The following is a 15378-nucleotide window of genomic DNA, read 5'->3' on the forward strand; positions in this document are numbered from 1 at the left end:
ACCGCCGTGCCGGCCTCACTTCCCGGCACGCTGGTCCGCTCCCCTAACGGAAAACCGGACCATGACCGATACCCCGCAGCAACCCGACGACCAGCAACGTCTCAAGACTCTCGCCACCACCCTTACCGGTAAATGCCCCGACGTACTGGGCATGGCCCGCGAGGCTGCGCGCGAAATCCTCAGCAAGCACAAGGTCACCGACAAAACGCCCGACCAGGTGCACTGGCACCGCTTCAAAGGCGCCATCAGCAGCACGCAGACCTTCACAGGCTGGGAACATACCGGCATCCGGCCGATTGAAAGCATGACCCTGCCACAACTGGTCATGCACCGCTTCAACCTCCATGACCAGGACAACGCCGACCTGCTCGATTGCGATGGCGGTTTCTACAGCAATGGCGCCACATCCACGGTGTTCGATCAAAGTAATGAAGTGCGCCTGCGCGGTAGCGAAGTGCTCCAGGATCTGTGGGCCATCGACTTCGCCAACCGCTACGGTCATCGACTGGAGCGTTTCTGGCATGATCACGGCACCGATTTTCGTACCCAGGCCAAGGCGACGTTCATCAGCAAAGCCTTGCAGGCGCGTCATGACAAGCACCTGAGCGACGCCAACTTCCAGACCGTGATCAAAGCCGTAGCCAGCAACATGACGTGGCCGCCGACCCTCGCAGGGCTCAGCGCCGAAGCATCCCCACCCGGCGGCCTGCACGTGTGTACTCTCGACATCGCAGGACATGTTGCCACCGATATCCTGCGCATCGTCGACGGCCAGGGCCAACAAATTGTTTACCTACCCAACGATGCGCAAGCCTTCTATTTTCTCAAGACGCCCCGCGACCTGCACTGGTGGGTGATGTCACGCACCAACACGCCGGCCAAACGCGCGCAGTTCATGACGCACTTCCTGCTGTCCGCGCAAACCTCGCGCGACTACAGCGAGGCCGCCACCTGGAGGGAGATGGTGTGGACGCCACGTGTGGTGATTCGCACCTACCAACTGTTCAGCGGCAACCTGCCCGCCGACTGGATAGACAACGGCCTAGATACGCGAATCGATCAAGTGTTTGCCACCTGGGGCCACGCCGAATCGACAGTGCTCAACCAGCAGCCCCAGGCCATCAGCAGCGATGTGTTTTCGTGGCTGCGGGACTCGGTGCAGGCGCGCACCCGAGCCGATGCCGAATTTTCGCTGCACGCCAATGGTGAGCTGCGCAAGAAAATGGCCCAGGCTTATCTGGCGGCATTCTTCAAGGTATTCGGGCCGATGGCCATAATCGGCTGGCCGGTGGCGCTGGTGGTATTGGGTGCCAGCCTGGCCAGCCTGGGGCTGGCTGTCGATCAGGCTATCACCGGCAAGACCGAGGCCGAGCGCCAGGACGGCATCAATCAATCGCTGCTTGCAGGAATCAACGTGTTGTTCAACGCGACGTTGCTGAAAATCAACGGCCGATTGCCCGACATCGCCACTGCCAGCGAGACGTTTACTGCCACGAAGGAAACCGAATCGGTGATCGTCAAACCCAGCCAGGAAACACCTGAAGAACCTTTGGTCGTGAAGGATGACAATCAACAATTGAGCAATGACATTTCGATCAAGCCCGAAATCGACGGCGTTCCCTCCTCATCCTCCAGCGTGAATATCCCGGCATCCTATCGAAGCACTGTAGTGCTGGACGGCCACGTCCCCATCACCACGCCCGGCAAGTTCAACCAGATCTACCTGCTCAGGAGAAACCCCTCGGCCTACATCAAGATCCTGAACCATGCCTATATGGTGCGCTTTGAAACCGACGTCAACGGGCCGGGTTTCTGGGCCATTGTCGATCCGGCCAACCCCGATGCCTTTACCGGCTCGATCCCCGTGCGCCTGGACAGTAACGAGCAATGGCAGGCGGTATCACGGGTGAAGTTGGCGGGCGGTGGCAAGTCACTCGGCAAATTGAAGAAGGGTTACCGCCCCATGACGGCCCAGCCAGAAGTGGGTACAAGCGGCGTTACCGAAGGCAGCCCCTACAAACACCTGTATGAAGTCGACCAGAATTGGATCGAGCTTGATGCACAACCCCAAGACAGCGTTGCGATGGAGCCCGTGCCGGGTGGCGGCTTGAGCGTGGCACGCCGGCCCCTGCTGCGTGAAATCGACCGACTCAAGGTGCAGTTGAGAACCGACGCCAAGGCGTTTTTCAAAACCCTGGAGACGACGCCGCGTCCGCAGATTCCGGCCTTCGCCGCCAATGTCAATATTGAAAAGTTCGTCGAAGAATCGTTGAAAGATGCTCCCGGACTAGTGATTTCCACCCCGCCAGGCGGCTTGAACAGTCGGGCCCTGCTGAAAAAACTCATGCCGGTTTTCGCCCGCCAGAACGTCAAGACCCTCTTCATCAAAGGGCCGGCCGCCGAACTGGACCAGGCCGAGCTTGAGCGTCAGGCCTCGCACCTGACAATGAAACGTGAACTTGAGATCTCGCTGGCTGACATTGATCGAATCCAGCGCCCCGACAGCTTCGGCCGTGACAGCCTGCAGAGTGTGGTGGAAGACGCCGTGAATGAAGACATTCGCGTACGCACCCTCGATAACCTCGCCACCAGCCCACTGTTTGTGACGACCGCCGAGGCCGACGAGCAAACCTTGATCGAGGCCGAGAACTACCTGGCCAGCCGCATCATCAGTGCCGAGAGCGGCAACGGAAAATGGGTGGCACTGATCCCCGACACGCGCGCCAACACCTACCTGGATACCCCCGGTGTGACTGAATTGCAGGGCGCCATCAGCCTGCGGGTCGAAGACGTTGCCAAGGGCCTGCAAACCAGTATCCGCCAATCATTGGAATCCACATCCACTGTGCTGCCCAAGCCCCCACGAGCCGACTTCATCGTGCAAATGGAGATCATCACCAACGAGGACTTCAAGGCCGCGCTGGAACAAAGCCTGTCCAAAAAGCTCATGTACCGGTTGGTCACGAAGGACGGCCGGCCCTTCCTCGTCCACCGAAACGAAGTGACCGAAACATTGGAGTTCACCCGCGTCCACGACGCCCCTGAAGGTCTCTACATTCGTGCAGAGCAGTGGCCGGACATCGATGGCAGAATCTTCGCCAACCGCAACGAACTGCAAGCAGCCCTGAACGACAAAGGCATGATCCTGGCTGAAGCAGCCGACGCCGAGAAATAACGTCGCCGGGTGGCAAACATGTACTGCCCCGGCCCCTTGTGGGTCGGCAATCCTGAGCCCTCAACGCTGAATATTGAGGGCTTCATGAAGACGACTGAATCACGCATTCTGCCCAACGCCGCGGACAAGGCGGTGCTCAAGCAACTGGCCAGCATGGTCGTGCAGACGTGCCCCAGTTTGCACGACAGTGCCCACACGGTGGCCCGCGAACTGCTGGAGAAACACAACCTCCATGGCCTGGACCCGGACAAGGTCTACTTTCACCGTTTCAAGGCCGCACAAAGCAACCCGCACACGTTCACCGGCTGGGAACATATCCGCGAAAAGCCCTACGAAACGCAGACCCTGACGCAACTGGTGATCCATCGCTTCCGTGCCACCGACCAAGACAACGCCGACCTTTTGGACCTGTGGGCCGGCTTTTACGATGTTGGCCCCGTGTTCACAGACTTCAATCAAACCAATGAAGTGCGCCTGCACGGCCGGGATGTGCTGAATGATTTCTGGAGCATCCAGTTCAGCGAGCGCTATAACCAGCAACTGCACAACTTCTGGGATAAATCCGCCGATGACTTTCGCACCCTGGCCAAGTGTTCATTCCTGAGCAAGGCCGTGCAGGCCCTCGAACACCGGCAACTGAGCGAGACGGACTTGCAAGCGGTGCTCGACGCCGTGGCGCCCGGCCTGACTTGGCCCATTACCCTGGCCGCGCTGAAAACCACCAGCCACGGCGACGCCTCGCGGGTGCGTACCGTAGACATTGCCGGCCATGTCGCCACCAATCTGCTGCGAATCGTCACCCAGGACGGTCGGCAAATCGTCTACATACCCGGGGAAGATCCAGGTTTCCAAGTGTTCAAGACCGCTGCCGATCTGCATTGGTGGTTCATGCAACAATTGGACAAGGAACAGCCGCGCACGAACTTGCTTTATCACTTCCCGCTGGCTGATCGCCACGCCATCAGCGAGGACATTCCAGCGCTGATGAGCAAACTGGTGCACGCCTGGGGCACTGCGGATCATCACCTGATCAACCAGAAAAACCAGGTTATTACCGGCGATGCCTTCACCTGGCTGCGGGACTCGACGCGCAGCGCAATGTTCGCCGAAGCCGACCTATGTCTGACCTCCAATGGCGATTTACGCAAAAAACTCTGGATCGGTTATCTCAGCGCTGGCCTGCGGGTCTTCGGGCCGATGGCCGCCGTGGGCTGGCCAGTGGCATTGCCGGTGCTCGGCGCGGGCATTGCCAGCCTTGGCCTGAACATCGACCAGGCGCAACAGGGCAAGACGCCGCAAGAACGCAAGGCCGGCGTGCTGGGCGCAGTGTTCGCCGGCATCTTCATCCTGCTCGACCTGCTGGCTATCAAAGGCCCAGGCCCGATGGAAGAAGTGGGCGAGGAAGTCGAGGCGTCGCTGGCAAAAGAGAGTGCCCAATGGCGAGAGCGGCTGGAGCCCGAAGAACCGCCTGAAAGCCCACCGGTCAATACCGTCGCTCCCGGCGCCACCCCGGTGATCGAGCCCCCGGCGCCACCCGACGTTGCGCCGCGCGTAATTCCCGAATCCTGGCAAATCAACGAGTTGCTGGAGGACGACATGCTGGGCACCGAGCCCGGGACTTATCAGGGTATCTATAAACTACGATCCGAGCCCTGGTATGCGGTGATGATCAAGGGGCTGGGTTACTACGCCCGCCTGGAACGCGATGTGAACGGGCCGGATTTCTGGACCGCCATAGACCCCAGCGGCTCGCCGTTGTCCAAACCGATTCCGATACGGCTGAATACTGCCGGCGAATGGGAACCGATGACCGATCTGAAGCTCGCCGGCGGTACGGGTGGGCTCTTTAAAAAAATCTTCCGCCGCCCTCCCGCACTGCCGCCCACGGTGCAAAACCCGCTGAGTGACTATGAAATTCCCCTGAGCGAACGGCCCGCCCTGGACAGCGCAGCCAGCTACCCACCCCCCGGCCGCTATACCTTCGCCGACGATGCCGCCTTCGTAGGTGAAGACCCGCACGCCTCGTTCAAGGCCGCTCGGCAGCGCCTGTTCCGCGACGCAGCGACCTACCTCAACGGCTATACGCCGCGCCCCCGCCCACCAGTGCCGCAGCTACCGGCCAACGCTTCCACCAGCGACGCGCTGCGAACCCTGTTGCGTAACGACCGCGCTATCGTATTCGGTGAGTCCCACGCTTCGGTAGGCAGCAAACAGTTATTGATCGACAACATGGCGGTGCTGGCCGAGGCTGACGTCAAGACGATTTACCTGGAACACCTGCTGACCGATTTCCACCAGGCGGCACTCGACGTTTTTCACGAAACCGGCTTCATGTCCGAGAAACTGCGACGCTACCTGCAAAACCTGGACTTCGGCCACGTCACCGATCGACTGGGGCAGTACAACTTCCTGGAACTGGTCAAGGCCGCACAAGCGAACAAGATCCGCATACAGTCCCTTGACTGCATGGCCAGTTACCGGCTGCAGGGTTTGACCGCGCCCAGCGTGGAAGGCCAACAACTGGCCAACAATGCACCCCGCCAAGCCATGATGAATTACTACGCCAGCACGGTGATTCGCGCCGACCAGGCCGCGCGCGGCGCTCACAAGTGGGTGGCATTGGTGGGCAATACCCACGCGAGCAATTTCAAGGGCATTGCCGGACTGGACGAGATCGAGGAAGCGTTCAGCGTACGCGTGAAGGATGTGCCACCAGGGCAACCGGGCAGGTTCAGGCCCGATCCCGGTATAGAACCGACCACGGACCATTCCGGCCTGAAAAGCGATCTGTTATTCGAGACACCGATCCCCGCCCAGCCCAACACACTGCAGGAATACTCAAGACTGTTGCAAAAACCCGGCATGTTTACCATCAAGCAATTACCTAACTCGCATACCCTGGTGCACCGCAGTCGGGCAGGCGACTTGGTGGATACCGCAATCCGGCATAACGCGGGCCAGTTTTTCATCGAACAGCCCAAATGGCCGACCATTGACGGGCAGCGGTTCGACAGTTTGAAACAGCTGGTCATCGCCCTTGAGCAAACTGGCATGACCCTCGCGGACAAGCCTAGACACCTCTGAGATCACCGTTCAACACAACCAGCCCCTGACGTAGGCCGTGGGCTGGTCGTTGAGCCCTGCGTCATCACACCGAATGACGTGCCGTTACGATCCACGTAGCACCGTCGATCAACACCGACCGCTCGCCCGGAAGGCCTGCAAAGGCGGCACGAACCGCAGCCGCAGCGCGGGCGCGGATGTCGTCGGACTGATCGGCGAGCACACGTGACAACGGGCCGCCCTCGAACGCCATCTTCACCGCGTCGTCGATCGCAGCTTCCCGCGTCCCACCCGCGCCGAACGGGATGGCGGCATCGAAGGGCTCGATAGCGATATCGGTGAAGCCGGCAGCTGTGAGGATGCGTACCACGCGCTCAGGGTCGCCGAACGAGAACGGGCCGGGCGCTTCGGGAGCAGGCGGCGCGGGCGGCGGGACGATGCCCTTGAGCGCACCCATCGGCAGGCGTACCCAATCGTTCTCGGCCGCGCCGCGCCAACAGACGAAAGCAACCCGCCCGCCCGGTTTGAGGGCACGGCGCATGTTAGCGAACGCCGCCACCGGATCGTCAAAGAACATCACGCCAAAGCGCGAAAACAGGATGTCGAACGCGCCCTCGGGCAGCTCGGCGCTGCTGGCATCGGCCACCTGGAACAGGGCCGGCGCATTCGGCGGCGCCAGCGTGCGCGCTCTGCCGATCAGCGGCTCGGAAATATCCACGCCGAGCACATGGCCGCTTGCGCCGACGCGAACGGCCAGCTCAAGGCTGGTCGCGCCTGCGCCGCAGCCGACATCCAGCACGCGTTCGCCCGTGGCGGGCGCAGCGGCCTCGATCGCAGCCTGGCCGAACACCGCCATCATCGCGTCAAGCCGAGCCTGGTTGGCCACCCAGTACTCTCCGCTTTTGCCATTCCAATCGGCGACCTGATAGGCATTTTGCTCGGTCATGCTGTCTCCTTGTTCGGGTTCGTTCTGGACTGGCGTTCTCAAAGGCATTTTGCGCACTCAGACCAGCATAGACTGCTGGGCGAAGATACCCGCCGTCGCGCCGTGTGAGGTGGCCAGGGTGACCGAGGCCATGAGGGGACCAAAGCCCAAGCCTTGACGTTCAGCCGCTGTAGGCGACACAAACAAAAGCCCGCTGTTACGCGGGCTTTTGTGTGTAGCTAAGAGGGGTTATTCCCACTCAATCGTCGCCGGCGGCTTGCTCGACACGTCATACGTCACGCGCGAAATGCCTTCGATTTCATTGATGATTCGGCCGCTGACGGTCTCCAGCAGTTCGTACGGCAGGTGTGCCCAGCGGGCGGTCATGAAGTCGATGGTTTCCACCGCACGCAGGGCCACGACCCACGCGTAACGACGGCCATCGCCTACGACGCCTACGGATTTCACCGGCTGGAACACCACGAACGCCTGGCTGACTTTGTGGTACCAGTCGGCCTTGCGCAGTTCTTCGATGAAGATGTGGTCGGCGCGACGCAGCAGGTCGGCGTATTCCTTCTTCACTTCACCCAGGATGCGCACGCCCAGGCCCGGGCCCGGGAATGGGTGGCGGTAGACCATGTCGTAGGGCAGGCCTAGTTCCAGGCCCAGACGGCGGACTTCGTCCTTGAACAGTTCGCGCAGCGGTTCTACCAGCTTGAGGTTCATTTCCTCAGGCAGGCCACCCACGTTGTGGTGGGACTTGATCACGTGGGCCTTGCCGCTCTTGGCGCCGGCCGACTCGATCACGTCGGGGTAGATGGTGCCCTGGGCGAGGTACTTGATGTTGTCCAGGTGTTTGGCCTGGGCATCGAACACGTCGATGAAGGTGCGGCCGATGATCTTGCGCTTCTTCTCCGGGTCGGACTCGCCGGCCAGGTTGTTGAGGAACTGGTCCTCGGCGTTGGCGCGGATCACCTTGACGCCCATGTTCTCGGCGAACATGGCCATCACCTGCTCACCTTCGTGCAGGCGCAGCAGGCCGTTGTCGACGAAGACGCAGGTCAGTTGGTCGCCGATAGCCTTGTGCAGTAGGGCCGCAACCACCGAGGAGTCAACGCCGCCGGACAGGCCGAGCAGGACGTTATCGGTGCCGACTTGGGCACGCACTTGAGCGATGGCGTCTTCAGCGATTTTGGACGGGGTCCACAGGGCTTCACACTCGCAGATGTCGAGGATGAAGCGCGACAGGATGCGTCCGCCTTGCTTGGTGTGGGTCACTTCCGGGTGGAACTGCACGCCGTAGTAACGACGCTCGTCGCTGAACATGCCGGCGATCGGGCAGCTCGGGGTACTGGCCAGGATGTGGAAGTCTTCCGGCATCTTGGTGACCTTGTCACCGTGGCTCATCCACACGTCGAGGCCGAACAGGCCGTCGGCGTCGATGTGGTCTTCGATGCCGTCCAGCAGCCGGCTCTTGCCGACCACGTCGACACGGGCATAACCGAATTCACGCAGCTCGGAGCCTTCAACCTTGCCGCCCAGTTGCTCGGCCATGGTCTGCATGCCGTAGCAGATGCCGAAGACCGGCACGCCCAGGTCGAACACCGCTTGCGGGCAGCGCGGGCTGTTGGCTTCGTGTACAGACTCGGGGCCACCGGCCAGGATGACGCCTTTGGGCGCGAATTCGCGGATCGCTTCGTCATCCATGTCGAACGGGTGCAGTTCGCAGTACACGCCGATTTCACGCACGCGGCGGGCGATCAGCTGGGTGTACTGGGAACCGAAGTCGAGGATCAGGATGCGGTGGGCGTGAATGTCGAGGGCCATGAGGTCAGTCTCGTCTAATGAATCAGAAACAACTCGGGGCTGAAAGAACAGCCCCGGTTACTTAACGTTTTGCTGGAAGCCTCAACCTACGCGGTAGTTTGGCGCTTCCTTGGTGATCTGCACGTCGTGGACATGGGATTCAGCCATGCCGGCGCCGGTGATCCGTACGAACTCTGGCTTGGTGCGCATTTCTTCGATGTCGGCGCTGCCGGTGTAGCCCATCGAGGAACGCAGGCCACCCATCAGTTGATGGATGATCGCGCTCAGGGTGCCTTTGTACGGCACACGGCCTTCGATACCTTCCGGGACGAGCTTCTCGGCGCCTGCCGAGGAATCCTGGAAGTAACGATCGGACGAACCCTGCGCCTGGGACATGGCGCCCAGCGACCCCATGCCACGGTAAGCCTTGTACGAACGGCCCTGGAACAGTTCGATCTCGCCCGGCGCTTCTTCGGTACCGGCGAACATCGAGCCCATCATCACGCAGGAAGCACCGGCAACGATGGCCTTGGACAGGTCACCGGAGAAACGGATGCCGCCGTCGGCGATCAACGGAACGCCGGTGCCTTCAAGGGCAGCGGCGACGTTGGCGATGGCGCTGATTTGCGGCACGCCGACACCGGCGACGATACGCGTGGTGCAGATCGAGCCTGGGCCGATACCGACCTTGACGGCGTCCGCGCCCGCTTCGGCCAGGGCCTTGGCGGCAGCGCCAGTGGCGATGTTGCCACCGATCACCTGCACGTCAGGGAAGTTCTGCTTGACCCAGCGAACACGGTCGATCACGCCTTTGGAGTGACCGTGAGCGGTGTCGACCACCACCACGTCAACGCCTGCGGCAACCAGGGCCGAAACGCGGTCGCCGGTGTCTTTACCGGTACCGACGGCGGCGCCCACGCGCAGACGACCTTGGTCATCCTTGCTGGCCAGCGGGTAAGCCTTGGCTTTTTCGATGTCATTGACGGTCATCATGCCTTTGAGGGCGAATTTTTCGTCGACGATCAGCACGCGCTCGATGCGGTGCTTGTGCAGCAGTTCGCGCACATCGTTCTTGTCGGCGCCTTCCTTGACCGTGACCAGACGCTCTTTGGGCGTCATCACTTCGCGGACGGTGACTTCAAGACGGTTCTCGAAACGCACGTCACGGGAAGTGACGATGCCGACCAGGTCGCCATCGTGCAGTACCGGAACGCCGGAGATATTGTGCATGCGGGTCAGTTCGAACAGATCACGCACGGTAGCGTCAGCTTCGATGGTGATGGGATCTTTCACCACACCGGCTTCGTAACGCTTGACCTTGCGCACTTCGGCAGCTTGCTGCTCGATGGTCATGTTCTTGTGGATGATGCCGATGCCGCCTTCCTGAGCCATGGCGATGGCCAGACGGGCTTCGGTGACGGTGTCCATGGCAGCGGAAACCAGGGGAATGTTCAGCTCGATGCCACGGGTTAGGCGGGTCTTGAGACTGACTTCGTTAGGAAGCACCTCGGAATAACCGGGCACTAGTAGAATGTCGTCGAATGTCAGAGCTTCTTGGCTGATACGCAGCATCGCGGGGGCTCCCGAGCGGGAAAATGGAAGCGCGCCATTATACTCAGACACCCCTCGGGTCTCAACGTAAAACTCTGACATATTTGGGAATACGGATAGGTGGGGTCAAAGCTCGACTTTGACCCAGGCGATCTTCTGGTCCAGCCAGTCGGCAAATTCATCGATAAAGCTCTGCTTGAAACCCGCCTCCGCCCAGTTGTTGAAGATAAACCCCAGGTTGGAGAACCCGCATTCCTGCAGGAACAGGAAGCCGTTGATGTCGTCTTCGTGCCCACACAGCGGGCAGGTGAAATTGTCGGTGTGGCCGGGCATCCAGTCTTCCAGGCTTTCGAAAAGGGCCTCACCGACTTCCTTGCGGCATTCCGGGCAGCCGGCTTCTTCAAGAAAGCCTTTGGCCGGCGTATAGATGCAGCGTTTGTAGATGATTTCCAGGCCATTGACCGGTTCGTTGAACGGCAGTGCCTCAGGGTGCAGCACCACCGCACGGGCGCCGTCGGCCAGGGCGTAGGCCATGCGGTTGCCGGTACGGCCGCAGGTGGTCAGTTCTTCCTTGATGATGTTCTTGCGCACCAGCCAGCGCACGATTGCCCGCGCGCGGGGCTCGTGGACGGGCAAGGTGGAGATTTTCGGGACAAGGATGCTTTGGGAATTCATGGGAGTCCTGCGGTGTGGCTGCTGACGCTATCGGGGGCAAGCCCCCTCCCACAGTTAACTGTGTTCACAATTCAAATGTGGGAGGGGGCTTGCCCCCGATGGCGCCCTGAAGGCTGGCAGCTTAATCCCTGTTCCACCCAGGTCAAGTACTCAAATATCGCCCAATCAACGCGATCCCACTGGCCAGCACCAACCACGTCACCAACCGCACAAACGCCTCGCGGGACATGCGCAGCGTCAACCTGCGCCCGCACCACAGCCCCAGGGCCATCGCCGGCAACAGGCACACCGCCAGCATCAACAAGGGTAAATCCGCATACACCCCGGCCATCAGGAACAGGCTCAGGCGCACCACCGTGCTGCAACTGATCAGCGCGCTTTGCGTGGCTCGCGCGGCGTCCTTGGGTAGACGGCTATTCAAATAGATCGCATATAAAAAGCCGCCACTGCCGAACAGTGCACCGAACAGGCCCCCGACTGTACCCATGGGGATCGACCACCCCGTCGCCAACTGCGTGGGCCGCGCCTTCACCGCCAGGCTGTAGATCGCGTACGCGCTGATAAACAGGCCCATCAGTAAGAGCAGCAGGTCCGAATGCAGGTTGAGCAAAAACACCACACCCAGCGTGCAACCCATCGCCATGCACGGCAGCAATCGCAGCAGTTCTGATGTGTTCACGTCTCGCCGAGATTGCAGCAGGTTGCCAAACGCCGCGACGAAATCCAGCAGCACCAGCAGCGGGATGATCTTCGACAGCGGCATGAAAACGATCAGGATCGGCCCCGCGACCAATGCCGTACCGAACCCGGCAATGCCAAACACCACATAGGCCACCACCACACCCAGGCCGATCACCAGCCAGTCCACAGCGCCGAACGGCCACTGACTCATCCACTCAACCAGGCTCATGGGCTCTTCCCTAAATAGACATGGCGTTCACTTTAGCCATCGCCGAGTGTTGCGACTAATATCGTCAAAGCCCGCTACCCATCTCAAAAAGGCATGAGCCGTGATTTCTACTCGCCAGCTGCGTTACTTCGTCGAAATCGCCGACAGCGGCAGTTTCAGTGCCGCGGCCGAACGCCTGTTCGTGGCGCAATCGGCGTTGAGCCGGCAGATCAAGGAGCTTGAGTCCCAGCTGCAAACCCCGCTGTTCGAACGCACCGCACGCCAGCCACGCCTGACTGCAGCCGGAGAAGCCTTCTACCCTCGGGCGCGCAACCTGTTGAGCGACCTGAACAAGGCGAGCGAAATGGCCACGCAGGTCGGCAACGGCCAACTCGGCACCCTGCGCCTGAGCCATTCGAGCACCGTACCGATGAGCGGCGCGTTGCTGCGCGGCGTCAGTACTTGGCTGGAGCGCTGCTCCGGCGTGTCGATGGATATCGTCAAACTGTCCTCCGAAGCCCAGCTGGAGGAAATCGCCGACGGTCGCCTCGAAGCAGGGTTGCTGCGCCTGCCGGTGCTGCGCCAGCGCGAAGGCGTACGCGTGCTGCCTTTATACAGCGAGCCGCTGTTATTGGCGGTGCCGCCAGGTCATCCATTGGCACGCCGCGATACGCCTGTGGAATTGGCACAGCTCAAGGACGAGGCGTTTATCTCAGTGCCCCATCCCCAGCGCGGCGGGCTGAGTTATCTGTCGGCAGAGTTGTGCATGCGTGCCGGGTTTTTCCCCAGGGCGGCACGGGTGATGTCGCGTAAGACCACGCAATTGCAGCTGATCCAGGCCGGCTTCGGTATTGCCTTGTTACCAAAATCCATGCAGGACATCGCGCCTGCTGACCTGCACTTTTTGCCGCTGGCCGACCCGGGCTGCCACAGCACCGTGGCCCTGGCCTGTGCCCAGGCGCCGAGCGCGCTGGTGGAGCAATTCTGCCAAACCTTGCGCGAATGCCTATAAACTGCGGCCCATGATTAAAGATCCTTTTGCCCGACTGGGCCTGGACCGCGAAGTCCTGACTGTCAGCCAGCTCAACGGCCGCGCGCGGGTGTTGCTCGAAGACGTGTTCACCAATATCTGGGTTGAAGGCGAAATCTCCAACCTCGCCCGCCCGGCTTCCGGCCATGTGTATTTCACCCTCAAGGACAGCGGCGCCCAAGTGCGTTGCGCGTTGTTTCGAAACAACGCTGCGCGGGTGCGCCAGGCGCTGAAGGATGGCCTGGCGGTGAAGGTACGCGGCAAGGTCTCGTTGTTCGAAGGCCGTGGCGACTACCAGTTAATCCTCGACACCGTGGAACCGGCGGGTGATGGTGCGCTGCGCCTGGCCTTCGATGCCTTGAAGGAAAAACTCAGCGCAGAAGGCCTGTTCAGTGCCGAGCGCAAGGTGCCCCTGCCGGCGCACCCTCGGCGCATCGGCATTATCAGCTCGCCAACCGGCGCGGTGATTCGCGATATCATCAGCGTGTTCGGCCGCCGCGCGCCGAACATCGAACTGACGTTGATCCCGACCGCCGTGCAGGGCCGCGAAGCCATCCCGCAGATTGTGCGGGCGTTGAAACTCGCCGACGCCCGTGGCTTCGACGCACTGATCCTGGCCCGTGGCGGCGGCTCGCTGGAAGACCTCTGGTGCTTCAACGAAGAAGCCGTGGCCCGCGCGATAGATGCCTGCGTCACGCCCATTGTCAGTGCCGTCGGGCATGAAACCGATGTGTCGATCAGCGACTTCGTCGCCGACGTGCGCGCCCCTACCCCATCGGCCGCCGCTGAACTGCTGGCACCGGATGCCAGCCACCTGGTGCGCCAGGTGGAAAACCTGCATCGCCGCCTGGTGATGCTGATGCGCAACCGCCTGAGCCACAGCCGCCTGCGCCTGGAAGGCATGGCCCGCCGCCTGCGTCACCCCGGCGAGCGTCTGCGCCAGCAGGCCCAGCGCCTGGACGACCTGGACATGCGCCTGCGCCGCGCTTTCGAGCGCAGTCTCAATACCCGTCGCGAACGCTTGATCCGCCTGGAAACCCGCCTCGCCGGTCAGCACCCGGGCCGCCAGTTGGCGCTGCTGCGCCAGCGCCTGGACAGCCTCGCCGAACGCCTGCCCCGCGCCATGCGTGAAGGGCTCAAGGCGCGGCGCCTGCAACTGCAAAGCCAGGTCCAGACACTGCAAGTGGTCAGCCCGCTGGCCACCCTCGGCCGGGGCTACAGCATTCTGCTGGACGAACGTGGCCAGGCCATTCGCAACGCCGCGCAAACCCATACCGGCCAGCGCCTGACCGCGCGCCTCGGTGAGGGCCAATTGCAAGTGCGGGTGGAAGACAACCACCTGACGCCTGTCACCCTTTCGCTACTGGATTGACCGATGCCACGCTTTCTCAGTTTGTTGATGCTCGCTTGCCTGACCTTCAATGCCCACGCCGACAGCTACATCACCCGCACGTTGAACAAGCCGGTGCCCGGTGGCGTGGCAGTGGTCGACCTGGGGCCTGCCGCAACGGCACCCAAGGCGGTCTACCTGGGCCGGCCGGTGCTGGTGGTCAAGGAGCAGAGCGATTGGCTGGCAATTGTCGGCATCCCGCTGACGGTCAAGCCGGGCAATGAACGCATCAGCAGCGGCGGGCGCAACCTGCCGTTTGTGGTGGGTTACAAGAAGTACCCGGAACAGCGCATCACCCTGAAAAACAAAAGCCAGGTCAACCCCGACCCGGCGCAGTTGAAGCGCATCGAGGGCGAACTGGCCGTGCAGCTCAAGGCTTACCGCAGCTTCAGCCCGAACGTGCCGAGCAACCTGGTACTGGACAAGCCGGTGAACGGGCCGCTGTCGAGCAAATTCGGCGTGCGCCGCTTCTTCAATGGCGAGGAGCGCAACCCGCACTCGGGCCTGGACTTTGCGGTGGCGGCCGGTACGCCAATCAAGACGCCTGCGGCTGGCAAGGTGATCCTTACTGGCAACTACTTCTTCAATGGCAACACAGTATTTGTCGACCATGGCCAGGGTTTTATCAGCATGTTCTGCCATATGTCGAAGATTGACGTGAAGGTCGGCGACCCACTCGCACGCGGCACGGTAGTGGGCAAGGTCGGCTCGACCGGTCGGGCAACCGGCCCGCACATGCACTGGAACGTCAGCCTTAACGATGCGAGAGTGGATCCGGCGATCTTCATCGGTGCTTTTCAGCCCTGAACCGCTCGATTGCGCAGCTGCGAAAGGCTGCGCAATTAAAGTCACCCATAAGAAAATTATCGGTCAT

At 61.4% G+C, this 15378-nt stretch carries 10 protein-coding genes; 5 read left to right on the forward strand and 5 right to left on the reverse strand.

The features are described 5' to 3' along the window. Positions 1-61 precede the first annotated feature (61 nt). Together C4J94_RS22225 and C4J94_RS22230 are read left to right on the forward strand one after the other, a co-directional pair. Positions 62-3175: a membrane-targeted effector domain-containing toxin gene (locus C4J94_RS22225; protein WP_124388084.1), complete on the forward strand. Its 3114-nt coding sequence runs from the start codon at positions 62-64 to the stop codon at positions 3173-3175. An 84-nt stretch (positions 3176-3259) separates the two neighbouring features. After that, on the forward strand, positions 3260-6259 hold the full coding sequence (locus C4J94_RS22230) for a membrane-targeted effector domain-containing toxin (RefSeq protein WP_164485597.1): 3000 nt from the start codon (positions 3260-3262) through the stop codon (positions 6257-6259). Between the two features lie 64 nt (positions 6260-6323). On the opposite strand, the gene C4J94_RS22235 is transcribed toward C4J94_RS22230, so the two are convergent. The 5 genes from C4J94_RS22235 to C4J94_RS22255 all read right to left on the reverse strand — a co-directional run bounded on the left by C4J94_RS22235 (position 6324) and on the right by C4J94_RS22255 (position 12105). Next, complete coding sequence (locus C4J94_RS22235) at positions 6324-7184, reverse strand: class I SAM-dependent methyltransferase (RefSeq protein ID WP_124388086.1); 861 nt, start codon at positions 7182-7184, stop codon at positions 6324-6326. A 228-nt stretch (positions 7185-7412) separates the two neighbouring features. Then, a complete protein-coding gene (guaA, locus tag C4J94_RS22240) occupies positions 7413-8990 on the reverse strand; it encodes a glutamine-hydrolyzing GMP synthase (RefSeq protein ID WP_124388087.1) in 1578 nt (525 codons plus the stop codon). Between the two features lie 81 nt (positions 8991-9071). Next, positions 9072-10541, reverse strand: coding sequence for an IMP dehydrogenase (gene guaB, locus C4J94_RS22245; RefSeq protein WP_124388088.1), 1470 nt, complete (start codon positions 10539-10541; stop codon positions 9072-9074). A 105-nt stretch (positions 10542-10646) separates the two neighbouring features. Continuing rightward, complete coding sequence (locus C4J94_RS22250) at positions 10647-11195, reverse strand: sugar ABC transporter ATPase (protein WP_124388089.1); 549 nt, start codon at positions 11193-11195, stop codon at positions 10647-10649. Positions 11196-11337: 142 nt separating this feature from the next. Then, positions 11338-12105, reverse strand: coding sequence for a sulfite exporter TauE/SafE family protein (locus tag C4J94_RS22255; protein ID WP_124388090.1), 768 nt, complete (start codon positions 12103-12105; stop codon positions 11338-11340). 100 nt (positions 12106-12205) lie between these two features. Between C4J94_RS22255 and C4J94_RS22260 the strand changes: the two genes are divergently transcribed. The 3 genes from C4J94_RS22260 to C4J94_RS22270 are packed head-to-tail and all read left to right on the forward strand — an operon-like array spanning position 12206 to position 15311. Further along, complete coding sequence (locus C4J94_RS22260) at positions 12206-13096, forward strand: LysR family transcriptional regulator (protein WP_124388091.1); 891 nt, start codon at positions 12206-12208, stop codon at positions 13094-13096. 10 nt (positions 13097-13106) lie between these two features. Then, complete coding sequence (gene xseA, locus C4J94_RS22265; protein WP_124388092.1) at positions 13107-14486, forward strand: exodeoxyribonuclease VII large subunit; 1380 nt, start codon at positions 13107-13109, stop codon at positions 14484-14486. 3 nt (positions 14487-14489) lie between these two features. Continuing rightward, positions 14490-15311, forward strand: coding sequence for a M23 family metallopeptidase (locus C4J94_RS22270; RefSeq protein WP_124388093.1), 822 nt, complete (start codon positions 14490-14492; stop codon positions 15309-15311). Positions 15312-15378 lie beyond the last annotated feature (67 nt).

Source organism: Pseudomonas sp. R5-89-07 (assembly GCF_003851685.1).
Taxonomy (GTDB): domain Bacteria; phylum Pseudomonadota; class Gammaproteobacteria; order Pseudomonadales; family Pseudomonadaceae; genus Aquipseudomonas.

Excerpts from the sequence above, each read along its gene's own strand:
- C4J94_RS22270 (WP_124388093.1), top strand. The coding sequence starts at position 14,490 with ATGCCACGCTTTCTCAGTTTGTTGATGCTCGCTTGCCTGACCTTCAAT.
- C4J94_RS22235 (WP_124388086.1), bottom strand. The coding sequence starts at position 7,184 with ATGACCGAGCAAAATGCCTATCAGGTCGCCGATTGGAATGGCAAAAGC.
- guaA (WP_124388087.1), bottom strand. The coding sequence starts at position 8,990 with ATGGCCCTCGACATTCACGCCCACCGCATCCTGATCCTCGACTTCGGT.
- C4J94_RS22225 (WP_124388084.1), top strand. The coding sequence starts at position 62 with ATGACCGATACCCCGCAGCAACCCGACGACCAGCAACGTCTCAAGACT.
- C4J94_RS22230 (WP_164485597.1), top strand. The coding sequence starts at position 3,260 with ATGAAGACGACTGAATCACGCATTCTGCCCAACGCCGCGGACAAGGCG.
- C4J94_RS22250 (WP_124388089.1), bottom strand. The coding sequence starts at position 11,195 with ATGAATTCCCAAAGCATCCTTGTCCCGAAAATCTCCACCTTGCCCGTC.
- C4J94_RS22255 (WP_124388090.1), bottom strand. The coding sequence starts at position 12,105 with ATGAGCCTGGTTGAGTGGATGAGTCAGTGGCCGTTCGGCGCTGTGGAC.
- xseA (WP_124388092.1), top strand. The coding sequence starts at position 13,107 with ATGATTAAAGATCCTTTTGCCCGACTGGGCCTGGACCGCGAAGTCCTG.
- guaB (WP_124388088.1), bottom strand. The coding sequence starts at position 10,541 with ATGCTGCGTATCAGCCAAGAAGCTCTGACATTCGACGACATTCTACTA.